14 protein-coding genes are annotated in these 14725 nt (G+C 63.3%); 4 read left to right on the top strand and 10 right to left on the bottom strand.

Annotation, left to right across the window (positions count from 1 at the left end; genetic code table 11):
• Positions 1–44 precede the first annotated feature (44 nt).
• Genes ACTJLC_RS20805 through ACTJLC_RS20790 form a run of 4 tightly spaced genes read right to left on the bottom strand, consistent with a single transcriptional unit; the run spans position 45 to position 4261 of the window.
• Positions 45–1151 (bottom strand): phosphotransferase, encoded by a 1107-nt coding sequence (locus tag ACTJLC_RS20805; RefSeq protein WP_073432427.1) that lies wholly within the window; start codon positions 1149–1151, stop codon positions 45–47.
• Between the two features lie 20 nt (positions 1152–1171).
• Positions 1172–1888: a histidine phosphatase family protein gene (locus ACTJLC_RS20800; protein ID WP_073432426.1), complete on the bottom strand. Its 717-nt coding sequence runs from the start codon at positions 1886–1888 to the stop codon at positions 1172–1174.
• A gap of 31 nt (positions 1889–1919) precedes the next feature.
• On the bottom strand, positions 1920–2708 hold the full coding sequence (locus ACTJLC_RS20795; protein WP_440845001.1) for an oxepin-CoA hydrolase, alternative type: 789 nt from the start codon (positions 2706–2708) through the stop codon (positions 1920–1922).
• The gene (locus ACTJLC_RS20790) at positions 2705–4261 is read right to left on the bottom strand and encodes a 3-hydroxyacyl-CoA dehydrogenase (protein WP_073432446.1); all 1557 of its coding nucleotides are present in this window, start codon (positions 4259–4261) and stop codon (positions 2705–2707) included. The genes ACTJLC_RS20795 and ACTJLC_RS20790 overlap by 4 nt, the downstream gene beginning before the upstream one ends.
• A gap of 127 nt (positions 4262–4388) precedes the next feature.
• Between ACTJLC_RS20790 and ACTJLC_RS20785 the strand changes: the two genes are divergently transcribed.
• Positions 4389–5036, top strand: coding sequence for a glutathione S-transferase family protein (locus ACTJLC_RS20785; RefSeq protein WP_073432424.1), 648 nt, complete (start codon positions 4389–4391; stop codon positions 5034–5036).
• A gap of 121 nt (positions 5037–5157) precedes the next feature.
• Here the strand turns inward: ACTJLC_RS20785 and ACTJLC_RS20780 are convergent, their stop codons facing one another.
• Both ACTJLC_RS20780 and ACTJLC_RS20775 read right to left on the bottom strand, forming a co-directional pair.
• Positions 5158–6330: a pyridoxal phosphate-dependent aminotransferase gene (locus ACTJLC_RS20780; RefSeq protein ID WP_073432423.1), complete on the bottom strand. Its 1173-nt coding sequence runs from the start codon at positions 6328–6330 to the stop codon at positions 5158–5160.
• Between the two features lie 136 nt (positions 6331–6466).
• Positions 6467–6964, bottom strand: coding sequence for a putative toxin-antitoxin system toxin component, PIN family (locus ACTJLC_RS20775; protein WP_073432422.1), 498 nt, complete (start codon positions 6962–6964; stop codon positions 6467–6469).
• Positions 6965–7021: 57 nt separating this feature from the next.
• On the opposite strand from ACTJLC_RS20775, the gene yaaA reads away from it, so the two are divergent.
• Positions 7022–7804 carry a peroxide stress protein YaaA gene (yaaA, locus tag ACTJLC_RS20770; protein ID WP_073432421.1) on the top strand — a complete coding sequence of 261 codons (783 nt, stop codon included), beginning with the start codon at positions 7022–7024 and terminating at the stop codon, positions 7802–7804.
• 34 nt (positions 7805–7838) lie between these two features.
• The gene (locus ACTJLC_RS20765) at positions 7839–8993 is read left to right on the top strand and encodes a M14 family metallopeptidase (RefSeq protein WP_244744433.1); all 1155 of its coding nucleotides are present in this window, start codon (positions 7839–7841) and stop codon (positions 8991–8993) included.
• Positions 8994–9109: 116 nt separating this feature from the next.
• Here the strand turns inward: ACTJLC_RS20765 and ACTJLC_RS20760 are convergent, their stop codons facing one another.
• The 4 genes from ACTJLC_RS20760 to ACTJLC_RS20745 form a co-directional block, all read right to left on the bottom strand.
• Positions 9110–9775, bottom strand: coding sequence for a BspC domain-containing protein (locus ACTJLC_RS20760; protein WP_073432419.1), 666 nt, complete (start codon positions 9773–9775; stop codon positions 9110–9112).
• A 173-nt stretch (positions 9776–9948) separates the two neighbouring features.
• Positions 9949–10623 carry an energy-coupling factor ABC transporter permease gene (locus tag ACTJLC_RS20755; protein ID WP_073432418.1) on the bottom strand — a complete coding sequence of 225 codons (675 nt, stop codon included), beginning with the start codon at positions 10621–10623 and terminating at the stop codon, positions 9949–9951.
• Between the two features lie 110 nt (positions 10624–10733).
• Complete coding sequence (locus ACTJLC_RS20750; protein ID WP_073432417.1) at positions 10734–11618, bottom strand: response regulator transcription factor; 885 nt, start codon at positions 11616–11618, stop codon at positions 10734–10736.
• A gap of 213 nt (positions 11619–11831) precedes the next feature.
• Complete coding sequence (locus ACTJLC_RS20745) at positions 11832–13046, bottom strand: DUF2863 family protein (RefSeq protein WP_073432416.1); 1215 nt, start codon at positions 13044–13046, stop codon at positions 11832–11834.
• Between the two features lie 277 nt (positions 13047–13323).
• Here ACTJLC_RS20745 and ACTJLC_RS20740 point away from each other — a divergent pair, with 277 nt between their 5' ends.
• Positions 13324–14439 carry an AI-2E family transporter gene (locus ACTJLC_RS20740; RefSeq protein ID WP_073432445.1) on the top strand — a complete coding sequence of 372 codons (1116 nt, stop codon included), beginning with the start codon at positions 13324–13326 and terminating at the stop codon, positions 14437–14439.
• Positions 14440–14725 lie beyond the last annotated feature (286 nt).

The following is a 14725-nucleotide window of genomic DNA, read 5'->3' as shown; positions in this document are numbered from 1 at the left end:
CAGTGTTCGGCAGCAGATGCAGTGCAACCGGTACGCGGATACGCTTAGCGCACCTTCTGCGCATAGCGCCAGGCGAGTTCGGCCATCGGCTTCGCGCGACGGCCGGCGTCGAGCGCCTGCGCGCTGGCCGCCGTGCCGTCGACGACGCGCTTCATGATCCCCTGCAGGATCGCGGCGATGCGGAACATGTTGTACGCCAGATAGAAATTCCAGTCGCCGTGAATCTCGAAGCCGGTGCGCTGGCAATAGCGCTCGACATACCGTGCTTCGTCGGGAATGCCGAGAGCGGCCCAGTCGAGGCCCGCAATGCCGCGGAATTGCGCCGGATCGACGTGCCACGCCATGCAGTGATAGGCGAAGTCGGCGAGCGGATCGCCGAGCGTCGACAATTCCCAGTCGAGCACGGCGAGCACGCGCGGTTCATGAGGATGGAAGATCAGATTGTCGAGCCGGTAGTCGCCATGCACGATCGACGCGCGCTCGCCGGTTTCGGCCGGCATATGCTGCGGCAGCCATTCGATCAGGCGCTGCATCGCGTCGATGGGCTCGGTTTCCGACGCGACGTACTGCTTGCTCCAGCGGCCGATCTGGCGCGCGAAGTAGTTGCCGGGTTTGCCGTAATCGGCGAGACCCACGGCCGCGACGTCGACGCTGTGCAGCGCGGCGATCACGCGATTCATTTCGTCGTAAATGGCCCCGCGCTCCGCCGGCGTCATGCCGGGCAAGGACTGATCCCACAACACGCGGCCTGCGACGAACTCCATCACGTAGAACGCGCGGCCGATCACGCTTTCGTCCTCGCACAAGGCGAGCATTGCCGCGACCGGCACGTCGCTGCCGGCGAGCGCATGCATCACGCGGTATTCACGCTCGACGGCGTGCGCGGACGGCAACAGCTTCGCAGCGGGGCCGGGCTTCGCACGCATCACGTAGGAACGGGACGGCGTGACCAGCTTGAACGTGGGATTGGACTGGCCGCCGGCGAATTGCTCGACGGTGAGCGGCCCGGCAAAGCCGTCCACATGCTTCGACAGCCACGCTGCGAGCGCGTCGCTGTCGAAGCGTTGCCGCTCATTGACCGGGCGCGTGCCCTCGAAGGCGGAGTAATCCGGTTTGCGCTCTGGTTCGCCGCTCTGTGTGGCTTGCACCATGTGTCTCCTCCGGTTCGGATTCAGCTACGCTTGTATTGAATGAATTGTGCGTAGAGGATTTCCATCGTCGTATTGCGGATGTCGCGATGCAGCGGCGACGGCGGTGAATAGTTGATCGTGCGCAGCACCCAGTCGCGCGGCGCGGCGCCGACGTCGAGCGCGTTGATGCAGCCGGTGGCCTGCGCGAGATGGCCGAAAAACGTCCGGCCGCCCGCAGTGATCGCATGCGACAGGATCGCGCGATTCACGCCGCCATGCAGCACGAGCAGCACGGTATCCCACGACGTGTCCTCGCGCAGCGCGGCCACCGCGGGCAAGACGCGATCGAACAGCGCGCCGATCGTCTCGCCTTCGAGAAAGCGCGTGCTTTCCGGCACGATGCCGTCGAACACGCCGAGAAAAGCCGCTTCGATATCCTGTAATGGAACGCTGCCGAGCTTGCCGCCGCGAATCTCCTGCCATGCGGGCTCGACTTCGAGTTCGATCTGCTGGCCCGTCTCGGCCAATACGCGCTGGGCGGTTTCGATGGTACGCGGCAAACCGCTGACGATCACCCGATCGAACCGGACCTGCTGCTCCGCGAACACGCGGCCCGCGGCGCTCGCCTGCTCGCGGCCGTTCGCATTCAACGGTACGGTTTCAGGATCGATGGTGCGGCCGGAATCGTCGAAGTAGGTGACGTCGCCATGACGCATCAGAAAGATGCGGCGGCGTTTGGGCAGTTGATAGTCAGGCATTGTCTTCGTTCACCCTTGGTTCACACTTCGTTCACTTGTACACGGGCGCGCGCTTTTCCAGGAACGCGGAAATTCCTTCAAGGCCATCCCGGTGATGCAGCGACGCGACAAAACTGTCGCGCTCCGCGACCAGATGTTCGGCGAGCGGCTGCGCGCCGGCCGCGCCGATCAGCCCTTTGATGCGCGCAATCGAATTCGGCGAAATCTTGCCGAGTTCGTCGGCCCATGCGACGGCGGCGTCGCGCACGGCGCCGGTCTTCGCCAGCTTGTTGACCACGCCGAGCTCGTGCAGGCGCGCGGCGCCGATCGGCTTGCCTTCGATCAGCACCTCGGTTGCCAACTGACGCGGCAAGGCTCGGGCGAGAAACCACGAGCCGCCGCCATCGGGTGTGAGGCCGACGCGCGCATACGACATCACGAATTTGGCGTCGTCCGCGGCAACGATCAGGTCGCACGCGAGCGCAAGCGAGAATCCCGCTCCGGCGGCGGCGCCGTCGACCGCGGCGATCACCGGCTTGGACGACAGGCGCAGCGCCGAAATCCATTCGCCCAGAAGATCGATGCTTTGCGCTTGCACGGACGGATCTTTCGCGCGGTTTTCCAGCAAGCGGTTCAGACTGCCGCCCGCGCAAAAAAAGTTGTCGGCGCCGGTAATCACGACGGCGCGAATCGACGGATCGCGCTCCACGGATTCGAGCGCCTCGATGCCCGCCGCGTACATGTCGGGATGCAGCGCGTTGCGCGCGCCGGGATTCGACAGCGTGAGAACGAGCGTCGATTCGCTTTCGGTCGGGCGCGAGGTCAGCAGTTCGGCGCTCATTGTTGCGCCTCCGTTGGGCTGTCGGCGGCGTCGCGTTGTGTCAGCGGCATGCCGAGTTGCGCGCGCCGTGCGAGCCAGGGCGACGGCCGGTAGCGCGGCTCGCCGAGCACGCTGAAGATGTTGCGCAGGATCGTGAGGATGGTTGGTGCGCCGAGTGCGTCGCCGAGAGCGAGCGGTCCGCGCGGATAGCCGAGGCCGAGCATCACGGCGAGGTCGATATCTTCGGGCGTGGCGATCTGTTTTTGCGCGATGTCGCAGCCGATATTGACGATCGTCGCCACCACGCGTTGCGTGACGAAGCCGGTCGAGTCGCGGATCACGGTGACGGGAATGCCGTCGGCGGCGAACAGCGCATGGGCGGTGTCACGCGCGGCGCGGCGGGTGGCGGGCGTGGTCATCAGCGTGCGGCGTTGCGCGCCGACGAGCGGGAAGAGGGCGTCGATCGCGACGACGCGGGTGGCGTCGAGCGCTTCGTCGACCGCGGCGGTGGTTGCGTCGTGACCGAACGGCGTGACGACGATCAGGGAATCCGCCGCCGGCGTGGCGCCGTCGTCGAGCTTCACGCCGGCATGATTCACGAGTTGCGCGACGGCTTCATAAGCTTGCGGATAGCGCTTGCTGATCCACACGCTTTGGGGCAGTTCAGTTGGCGCGGGCGCTTCGGCGGGGACTTGCTGCTTGCCGTCTTCGTAGCGGTAAAAACCTTCGCCGGTCTTGCGGCCGATCAGCCCGCCCGCGAGCCGCGTGCCGGTGATCGGCGACGGCGTGAAGCGCGGCTCTTCATAGAACTGGTGATAGATCGACTCCATCACCGGATGCGACACGTCGAGCGCGGTCAGATCGAGCAGTTCGAACGGTCCGAGGCGAAAGCCCGCCTGTTCGCGCATGATGCGGTCGATGTCGGCAAAGCTCGCCACCCCTTCGCCGGCCACGCGCAGGCCCTCGGTGTTCATGCCGCGGCCCGCATGATTCACGATGAAGCCGGGCATGTCTTTCGCGCGCACCGGCGTGTGGCCCATGCGGCGCGCGAGATCCATCAGCGCGTCGCCTGCCGCCGGGTCGCCGCGCAGACCGTCGATCACTTCGACGACCTTCATCAACGGCACCGGATTGAAGAAGTGATAACCGACCACGCGCGACGGGTCGATGCAGCCCGCCGCAATCGCCGTGATCGACAGCGACGAGGTATTGGACGCGAGCACGCAACGGCCGCTCACCACGGTTTCGAGTTCGCGGAACAAGGCCTGCTTCACGTCGAGCTTTTCAACGATCGCCTCGATCACGAGATCGCAACCGGCCAGATCGCCGACGGCCTGCGCGCCGCTGACCTTCGCCAGCGCGGCGGCCGAGCGTGCCTGATCGAGCTTGCCTTTGGCCGTCAATCTGGCGAAAGTCTCGGCGAGATAATCGCGCGCGGCGCCGGCCGCGACGGGGTTCGCGTCGTAGAGACGCACTGACAGGCCGGCCAGCGCGGCAATCTGCGCAATGCCGCGGCCCATTGCGCCGGTTCCGACAATGCCGATGGTTTCGATGCTGAAATTGCGAGAGGTCATTGTGATGCTCGACTCCATGGTTATTTTAGATTAGCACGCTCGTGCAATTTACCGGATGATTGGTCGACGGTCGCCGCTTTCACTTTGACGAGCGGCTTCAAACCACCCGAAGAACAGGAGACACCCGATGATCAAGCTGTGCGGTTTCGCGCTTTCCAACTACTACAACAAAGTGAAGTTCGTGTTGCTCGAATACGGCATTCCGTTCGAGGAGGTCTTCGTGCTGCCCAGCCAGGAAGAGACCATGCTCGAACATTCGCCGCTCGGCAAGGTGCCTTATCTTCAGACCGAAGACGGCGATCTGTGCGAGTCGCAATGCATCGTCGAATATCTGGCGGCGCGTTTTCCCGACAAGGCGATTTTCTCCGCGGATCCATGGGAAGCGGCCAAGGAACGCGAGTTGATTACGTTCGTCGACGTGCATCTCGAACTTACCGCGCGCAATCTCTACAAGGAAGCGTTCTTCGGCGGCACGGTGACGGAGGCGACCAAAGGGCGCGTGGAAAAACTGCTCGTGCATCACCTCGCGGGCTTCAAGCGGATTGCGAAGTTCGGACCGTATTTGCGCGGCGAGCGGTTCAGTGTCGCCGATGCGGCGGGCTATGTGAGTTTGCCGCTGGTGGGTATGGCGACGCAGACTGTCTACGGCCGCGATTTCCTGCTCGACGCCGGCGTGGACTGGAAAAGCTACGTGAAGGCGATCAACCCGAGGCCGGCCGCGCAGCGTGTGACCGAGGACCGCAAGGCGTACATCGCGGCGTCGCGTCCCGGCTGACGCATGAGCCTGCTGATGTAATGAGCGCCGATCAAACGAGCCACGGCATGCAGCGCACGCCTTGGCCGTTGCGCGCGATGGCGAGGAACGCAGGTTCGTTCGCGGCATCGCGCGGGGCATCCTAGAGCCGCGCCAGCCGGTCGAGCGCGGTGGCGAGGGTGCTCTCCTGCTTGGCAAAGCAGAAGCGCACCACGCCCGATTCATGCGCCTCGTGATAGAACGCCGAGACCGGGATCGCCGCGACGCCGATCTCGCCGGTCAGCCATTGGGCGAATTCGGCTTCGGGCTGATCGCTGATCGCCGAATAATCGACGCACTGAAAGTACGTGCCCGTGCACGGCAGCAGCTTGAAGCGCGAATTCGCGAGACCGCCGCGGAAGAAGTCGCGCTTCTTCTGATAGAACGCGGGTAGCTCCAGATAGGGCGCCGGATCTCTCATGTAATCGGCGAGGCCGATCTGCATCGGCGTGTTGACCGTGAACACGTTGAACTGATGCACCTTGCGGAACTCCGCGGTGAGGGCGGCCGGCGCGGCCACGTAGCCGACCTTCCAGCCCGTCACGTGATACGTCTTGCCGAAACTCGACACCACGAAGCTGCGCTGCGCCAGTTCAGGGTAGCGCGCGACGCTCTCGTGCGGCGCGCCGTCGTAGACCATGTGTTCATACACTTCGTCTGAGAGGATCAGCACGTTGGTGCCGCGCACGATCTCTTCGAGCTTGCGCATGTCCTCGGCGCGCCACACCGTGCCGGTCGGATTGTGCGGCGTGTTGATCAGCAGGAGCCGCGTTTTCGGCGTGATCGCGGCGGCGAGCTTGTCGAACGGAATCGTGTAATCGGGCGCCTCGAGCGTGACGAAAACCGGCTTGCCGCCGGCCAGTTCGATCGACGGCAGATAGCTGTCGTAAGTCGGCTCGATCACGACGACTTCGTCGCCGGGGTGCACCGTGCAGAGAATCGCGGTGAGCAACGCTTGCGTGGCGCCCGCGGTGACGGTGATTTCCGTGGTGGCGTCATAGCGGCGGCCGTACAGGTTCGCGATCTTGTCGGCGATTGCCTGACGCAGCGGCGCGACACCGGCCATCGGCGGGTACTGATTGTGGCCGTCGCGCATTGCGTTCGCGACCGCGTCGACGATGCGCGGATCGCAGCCGAAGTCAGGAAAGCCCTGGCCGAGATTCACCGCGCCCTTTTCGGCGGCGAGCGCGCTCATCACGGTGAAAATCGTCGTGCCGACGTCGGGCAGGCGAGACGGAAACGTGGGACTCGTGGGCGTGTCGTGCGGTGCATTCATGGCGCTGTCCGAAGCGTGGGCGAGTGGGTGGGCGAATCGAGCGAAAGGCGTCGTATGAAGCGGACGAAGCCTGATTGTAGGGAATCGCGGCGCGCTGTGCGCGCCAGGCGATCCATGTTGGCCATTCGGCCAAGGCTCATGCGGGTGCAGCCTCGCCGACGGCGTCCGCTGACACGCAGACCGAGGCCACGAACGGCGCCGGCTGAGCGATCTGAAAGCCGAAGTCGCGCGCGATCCGCCTCGCGAGCCTCAACACCGCGCGATCTTTCGAAACCAGCCAGTCGGCCTGCGCGGCATGCGCGAGTTCGAGGAACTTCTGGTCGTCGCGGTCCTTGCATTTGGGCAAGGGCTTCGCGTTCTCCGCGGGCGCGGCGGGCTCGACCAGTTGCGCGAGCCGCGCCACCACCGCGAGCGCGGCGGCCTTGTCCACATTCCGATGCACGAATTGCGGATAGTCGAGCACGTAGGTGAGTTCGGCGAGGCAGCGCGCATCGATCAGCGCGGCCAGCGCACCGTTTTCGAGCGCGGCGCGAATCGGCCGCGTGTGCGGGTCGTCGAACACGAGAATATCGATCCACACGTTGGAATCGAGGACGACGCGCAAGGCGCCGCGTGAGGCATGGGAACCGGGCATTCGTTACAATCTGGCTTTCGTCTTTGACCGCCAGGCACGGCGTGCCTGCAAGCCTCTATGATAATCGTTCTGTCGCCGGCGAAATCTCTCGACTACGACACCCCGCCGCACGTCAAGAAGCACACCATCCCCGATTTCGTCGACGAGGCAGCCGAATTGATCGGCGGATTGCGCCGTTTGTCGCCGCAGCAGATCGCATCGCTGATGGACATTTCCGATCAGCTCGCGCACCTCAATTTCCAGCGCTACGCGCAATGGTCGCCCACGTTCGGCACGCACAACGCCAAGCAGGCGGTGCTCGCATTCAACGGCGACGTGTATGAGGGCTTCAATGCGAAGACCTTGTCGTCGGCCGATCTGGATTACGCGCAGAAGCACGTGCGCGTGCTGTCCGGCCTGTATGGCTTGCTGCGTCCGCTCGATCTGCTGCAGCCGTACCGGCTCGAAATGGGCACGCGCTTCGCCAACCCGCGCGGTAAGGACCTATACGCGTTCTGGGGCGAACGGATCACGCAGGCTTTGAATGCGCAGCTAAGAAAGAAGGCCGCGGCGTCGCGCGTGCTGGTGAATTGCGCATCGGGCGAGTACTTCAAGTCGGTCAAGCCGAAATTGCTGGAAGCACCTGTCATCACGCCGGTGTTCGAGGACTGGAAGGGCGGCCGCTACAAGATCATCAGCTTTCACGCGAAGCGCGCGCGCGGTCTGATGGCGCGCTACGCGGTCGAGAATCGCCTGAACACGCCGGAACAGCTGAAGGATTTCGACGCCGAGGGCTACGCATTCGACGCCGAAGCCTCGAACGATTCCACTTATGTATTCCGCCGCCGCCTCGCCGACTAGGCGACTGCCTCGCACACATGCCGGGAAGAACATCATGACGTTATCGATTACGAGCAATTTCGACGCGGGCGCGATCGAAGTGCTGTCCTGCGAAGACGCGGGCAATATACGGCTGCGCGTGCGGCCGGACAGCCACGCGGAGTTTGCGCAGTGGTTTTACTTCCGCTTGTCCGGCGCGGCGGGCGAGCGCTGCGTGATGAGTTTCGAGAATGCCGCCGCGTGCGCCTTTGCCGAAGGCTGGCGCGATTATCAGGCGGTCGCGAGCTATGACCGGGTGAACTGGTTCCGCGTGCCGACCTCGTATGACGGCCGTGTGCTGAGGATCGACCATACGCCGGATTTCGACCGCATCTATTACGCGTATTTCGAGCCGTACAGCGAAGAACGTCATCTGGAGTTTCTCGGCGCGGTGCAGCAGATGCCGCAGGCAACGCTCACGGAGCTGGGCGCGACCGTCGAAGGTCGGCCAATGTCGCTTCTCACGCTCGGCACGCCGCAAACCGGTGATGTGCCCAAGAAGAAAGTCTGGCTGATCGCACGCCAGCACCCAGGCGAGACGATGGCCGAATGGTTTATCGAGGGTCTCGTGAAGCGCCTCGTGGGCTGGGGCGATTGGGCGGGCGACCCGGTCGCGCGCAAGCTCTACGATCATGCCGTGTTCTACATCGTGCCGAACATGAACCCGGACGGCAGTGTGCACGGCAATCTGCGCACCAATGCGGCCGGCGCGAATCTGAATCGCGAGTGGATGGAACCGGACGCCGCGCGCAGCCCCGAAGTGCTGGTGGTGCGCGACGCGATTCACGCAACCGGCTGCGAACTGTTCTTCGATATTCACGGCGACGAGGCGCTGCCCTATGTGTTCGTGGCAGGCTCCGAAATGCTGCCCGGTTTCACCGAGCGGCAGGGACAGGAGCAGAAGGCGTTCATCGAGGCGTTCAAGCAGGCGAGTCCTGATTTCCAGGACAAATATGGCTATGCCGCGAGCAAATATCGCGAGGATGCGCTAAAGCTGGCTTCGAAATATATCGGCAACGAATTCGGTTGCCTGTCGTTGACGCTGGAGATGCCGTTCAAGGACAACGCCAATTTGCCCGACGAGCGGGTGGGCTGGAACGGCGCGCGCAGTGCCTCGCTCGGCGCCGCGATGTTGCAGGCGATCCTGCGGCATGTGGAGACGTTCGTTTAAGCCGCGCGTTGCAAGAAAAAGAGGCACGCACTGCAGAGTGTGTGCCTCTTTTTTATTGCGGTGCCTGAACGACCGGTGGAGCGGGGCCGTTGATTCGGCTGCGTTTATTTGCCTCGTTACTGAGACTTTTTCGCCGGCGTTTTCTTCGCTGTGGATTTGCTGGGCGACTTGTTCGATGTCGTTCGCGATGACTTGCTCGCGGTCGCCTTGGAGGACTTCGAATTCGCTTTCTTCGCGGTTTTGCCGCTTGCCGTGTGCTTGCCTTTCACGTTCTTCTGCTTGCCCGACGAGACTTGGGAGCCCGATGGCTCGGCGCTGCGCGCACGGGCCGGCGGCACCGGATCGTTCCAGCTGAACGCCAGCATCTGCGCGCCCACATAGCCGCAGCGAAACTTCAGATCGGCCGGATCGCCGCCGCCCCCCGAACGGATGCCGAGCCCTTCGACGGTGACGATGTTATCCACCTTGACACGCTGCTTGCCCTCGTCGAACGAATCGTTCCAGGGCGTCACCGAAGCGTGCGCGCTGTCAAAGGAACTGGGTGAAAATTCGACATGGTCGAAAGCAGTGGATGTGCTTGCGACAAAGTTGCCATGAGCGGCGCAGTCCGCGACTAGCGGATCGGCATGCATTTCATTGACAAATCTGTTGACGAGCTCGTTGCGCTGTTCGAGCTGATCGGCGAATGCGGGAGCAATGCATGAGAGCGAGAGACCCGCTGCAAATGTTGCCAACCGGCCGACCACCCGCAGCAACCGGCGCGGTACGTTGGTGCGATCCATCTAGTTCGTTAGGCGCTTATGAGATCAGAGGCACGTAAGATGCTCCGCGCCGGGGATGAGTTCAATCGTGACATAAATATTTTGTTCTATCGTGTCACGCGTTCGCCGGCTTCGTGTGTTCGGCTGAGGTATTGCGGCGCGCACGTTCAGGCAGGTTGCCTGTGCCGGACTTGTCAGATGCGTGGCCCACCCAATCGGTATCGGCGTACATCATAAGTAGTAACCCATGCGGGACGGTAAACCGCGATCAGTGCCGTCGACATGCCGGTGAACCAGGCTTCGCCGGTCGCGAGCAAGAGCACGCTGAACGCATAGCCGGCCGGCACCACGAGCATTGAACCATCGGCCAGCACGATGTGAATGCCGAGCGCCGCGGCTGCCGTGAGCGACACCGCGATGGCTGGCGAAACAAAACCCTGACCGAGGATGAACATGAAGAGGTTGCGCGGCAGCCAGGCGATGCTGGCGCGCTGGACCAAGGTCGAAATGCCGACAGGCAACGCGCCGAACACGAGGAAGGTTAGCGCGATGCCTTGCCAGGGCGCGTCGAAGACAACGGCGGCGAGACCAACGACCACGGCCATCGCGATGAGCGCGAGCGCCCAGTCGAACAGCGTGACGACGAGGGTAGCGCCGAGCAGATGCATGACGGTGCCGTCATCGAGCCAGGCGTTACTTGCCCACAGCACGGACACCGCGACGATGATCGCGAGCCAGACATGCTGCAATGTGCCGTCCTGAAGTCGTTTGAAAGGATTTTTCCACAGCGCGAGCGCGACCACTATCGCAGTGGCGATCCAGCCACCGACAGCGACCCAGAACGGAAGCGGTGTGTAGAGGAAACCCATGTCTTCATATTACTCGTTGGATAAGAAAAGGTGTGAGCGGATTCCATGCCAGCCGGCGCAACGCCGCCAGAAATGCGCGTGCCGGTTGAAGGCGCGAGCGCCGGCCGGCGTCATGCCGGGCCCTGGCCCAGCGGTTCGAGTTCCGGTGCCGGCGCTCCAGCCGCCGCGTTGCCATACGGCAGGGCCGGTTCGGCCGCCATCGGCAACGAACCGGGCGTGTCGTTAGCGGGCAACGGATAGCGGAAGCGCCGCTGCGTACGGCGCCGTAACGGCACGACACCGGTTTGCCCCATGACCGGACGAGTAGAAGCTTCTCCACAGTTGCGCAGTACTTGCAATTGGGCGGACAGCCAGCCGTTGTACAACGCGACCGCGGCGGCGCGGTTGGGAGCGCCGAGTTGCTGGAAGATGCTCGTCAGATGGATCTTGACCGTGCCCTCGCTGATGCCGAGCGTGCGCGCGATCATCTTATTGGTGCTGCCCATGTGGACACAGCGCATGATTTGTTGCTGACGGGGCGATAGTCCGTTGGAAAGTTTGGTGCGACGGGGTGGCGGGTTTTTTTCGTCGAACGGCCGGATCGTGGCGTCCGGCGGCAGCGGCGGATTCAATGCCAGCGCGCCGGGCGGCACATAGTGGCCGCCAAGCAAAACCATTTCAAACGCGCGCACGATCAGGCAAGGGTCGGTTTCGCGGGGCACGACGCCGAGCACGCCTTCGTCCATGAGTTCCCGCACGACGTCCGGTGAGATATGGTCGGTCAGTACTGCAACCCGCAGGTCCGGATAGTGGCTGAGTAGATGGCGGGTGTCCGCGACCGACATCCAGTCCTGCCAGTCGATCACTAGCAAATCAGGTCGCTGACGTTTGAACGCGCGTACGACCTGGCGCCAATCTTGTGCTTCGTGAAAGCGCGCCAGCCGGTCGATTTGCCGCAGTAGCGCTTTGAGCCCATCGCGGCGTTCCGCGTCTGAGTTGAGTATCGAGAATCGCATGCCATGTCTCCAGGTGATTCGGGCGAAGTGGCGCGATGCATGCGCCCGGCCAAGGAGCCGGACGCATGCGATGCGTCGCCGTCCCTATGATGACAAATTCCCTTCAACTTGACGGCCTGTCCAAAAGGCATAAGAGGAATGACGTAAAAAAGCCCCGCGCGCGGCGGGGCTTTCTGACTCGACGGCTGCCCGGTCAGGCGCCGACGCCGATGCTCAATGAAAATGCGGCTGCGCGGGTTCCGCGTCTTCCGGCATTTCGGCGTGGACGATTTCGCCGAGCGGGTCCGCGTAGAGCGGCACACCGCAATCATCGCAATATTCAGGCTCGAAGCGGCCGGCATGGCGGCGCACGTCCGTCACGCCGGTCTCCTTGAGCAGCGCGACGATTTCCTCGAGGGGATCGTCCGATGCGGCGCTTTCTTGCGGCTCTTCGTCAATGCCCGGCTCGCCGTTTTCGCGGCCGTACAGCGGCCATACGACGCCGTAGATCACATCATTGCTGCCGCGGCGCGTGAAGCCGACGCGATATTCGTCGATGCGGCGTTCGCCGAAGCCCGCGACAACCGCGCGCAGGTCCTGCGGCGCGGCGCCGATCGTGTCGAACAGATAGCGCACGGCGGTGCGCACCGTGTGGGGGCGCACGCGCTCGTCGGCGTCGCGGCAGGCCGAATAATAGGCATCCGGCAGCAGGCATTCGAATTCGCAGCCCGGCAACACCAGCGACAGATTGGCGCCGCCTTGCGTGGCCCATTGCTCGAGACATTGCCCACGCTCGATCCGGCTGCCGTGCTCTTCCTCCTGCCAGCGAAACGTCGGCTCGCCCACAGGTGCCGCAACCACGGCCAGCAGGAAGCGCGGGTCGGCCAGAATCGGCGACGTTTCCGGCAGTTCGCCGAAATTGAGCTTGACGCTGCCGCCGGCCATGGCGGCTTGAGCAAGTTGCTGCGCCATGCGCCAGGTTTCCACGTGATGGCGCGGCAACTGATCGATGCTGTACAGAAACGGCGCCATGGCCACGCGCGTATTGGCCGCGAGCACGTGTGCTTGCAGGTGCGCGCGCAGGGCGTCGGCCGCATCGGTCTTGAGCGGGCCGGACGGAATCATGTAACGGGTCCAGGCGAGCACCGGCGCGGCGATCAGCAGCGCTTCGTAAGACACGCCTTCATGTTCGACGATGAACGACTCGCTGTGGGTTTCCGCCATGTCGGCGAGCGCGCCGTACGCATCCGGATGATTTTGCTGCAGATGGTCGAGCGCGGCGTCCAGCGTGGTCTGATTGGCGTTACGGACGATCTTGGTCAGCAACGCATCGAGCTTCGCTTCCCAGAAGCGGTCCTCGGTGCGGCTGCCCGACGCGAAAAGCGCGAGCGAGAGACCGACGAGTTTGTCGGCATCGGGGGGGAGACGTTTGGCGATTCGCGAGCGCATAAATCCAGAAGTTGGGAGGCACAGAACCTTATATTCTATTCTTTTCCATGCCGCCATATTGTTTGACCGGCGATGCCGGGTGGATTAGGACGTTTTCACATGAAAGAGTCGGCCCGTCGGGAGTGTTCCCACATGCGTTGTGCGGCGGCTTGGCCGGATGATATAAGACCGTCCCGAGGGGGGGCGACCCGCTTCTATACTGGCACGCTTTAGCGGGCGCCTGACAAGGCGCATGTTCATTCGTCGCCGTGGTCTGGCACAACCGGAGGTGTTCATTGTGAAATCGGACCAACTGATCGAGCGTCTCGCCGCTGTCTTCGCGCTCATCATTCTGGTGGGCGGCTCGCTCCTGGTGCTGGCGCCTTTTACCACCGCGCTGCTGTGGGGCGCCATCCTCAGTTATAGCTCCTGGGGCTTATACCGGCGGCTGACCGTGGCGGTCGGCGGGCGGCGCAGGTGGGCCGCCACGTTGATCGTGCTGATCATTCTGGTCGTTGTGCTGGGGCCGTTCGTTTATGCGGGCTTTGCATTCGGCGCGCATGTTCATGACATCGTCGCGCTGGTGCAACGGCTCTTTGAAGCCGGCTTGCCGGATTTGCCGCCATGGGTGGGCCGAATCCCCGTGGTCGGTTCGAGCCTCGAGACCTTCTGGGAGCGCCTGACAAGTAGCAATTCGGAACTGATCGCGCAATTGCGTACCCTGGCGGCGCCGGCCGGCAAATGGATCCTGGCGGCCGCGATTGCTGTCACGCACGGGTTGGGGCTGTTGGCGCTGAGTATCGTGCTCGCTTTCTTCTTTTATACCGGAGGAGAGGGCGCGGCGGCCTGGCTGAATGCCGGCATGCAGCGTATCGCCGGCGAGCGTGCCGATTATCTGCTGGCGCTCGCTGGCAGCACAGTGAAAGGCGTGGTCTATGGGATTCTCGGCACCGCACTCGTGCAAGGGGTTCTGGCTGGATTCGGTTGCTGGATTGCCGGCGTGCCGGCCCCGGCGCTGCTTGGCCTGGCAACATTTTTCCTGTCGGTGATACCGGGCGGCCCGGTGGTCGTGTGGTTGCCTGCGGCGATCTGGCTGTATCACGGCGGCGCCACGGGGTGGGCGATCTTTCTGGTCGTTTGGGGCGTGCTGGTCGTCGGCATGTCCGACAATGTCATCAAGCCGATCCTGATTGGCAAGAACAGCGATATGCCGCTGATCCTTGTGATGCTCGGCATCCTTGGCGGGGCGTTCGCTTTCGGCTTTCTCGGCGTTTTCATCGGCCCGACCTTGCTGGCGGTCGCATATACCGTCCTGCACGATTGGACCATCGGCGCACAGGTTGCACGGCCTTTGGCGTCAGATTTAAAAGCACCGGTTGCAGAGGAGACGGGCCGCATAGAAAAGGCGCCTTGAAGAAATTCCAGATAACGCTTGCAAGGCCCGTTCGGGGTCGCTAGAATCTCGCTCTTTCGTGCCCCGGACAGCGGGGCGCGGGAAGCGGAAGAGCCAGCAATGGCGGGGGTTTGCGGCGGGTCGGACGGGTTAGAAAGTTGGAAAAACCTGTTGACGGCGTGACGGAAGTTCTCCATAATCTCGTTTCTCTGCTGCAGATGCAGCGACGCAGAACGAAGCGGTGCCGGGTGGTTGAAGTGGGCGTCGTGACGGTGGTGAATGCGTAACCGATCTTTAAAAACTAACA

Source organism: Paraburkholderia sp. 22099 (assembly GCF_052045835.1).
In the GTDB taxonomy this organism is placed as follows: Bacteria; Pseudomonadota; Gammaproteobacteria; order Burkholderiales; family Burkholderiaceae; genus Paraburkholderia; species Paraburkholderia terricola.
The sequence above is the reverse complement of the archived record's forward strand: the minus strand, read 5'-3'. Positions and strand labels throughout refer to the sequence as shown.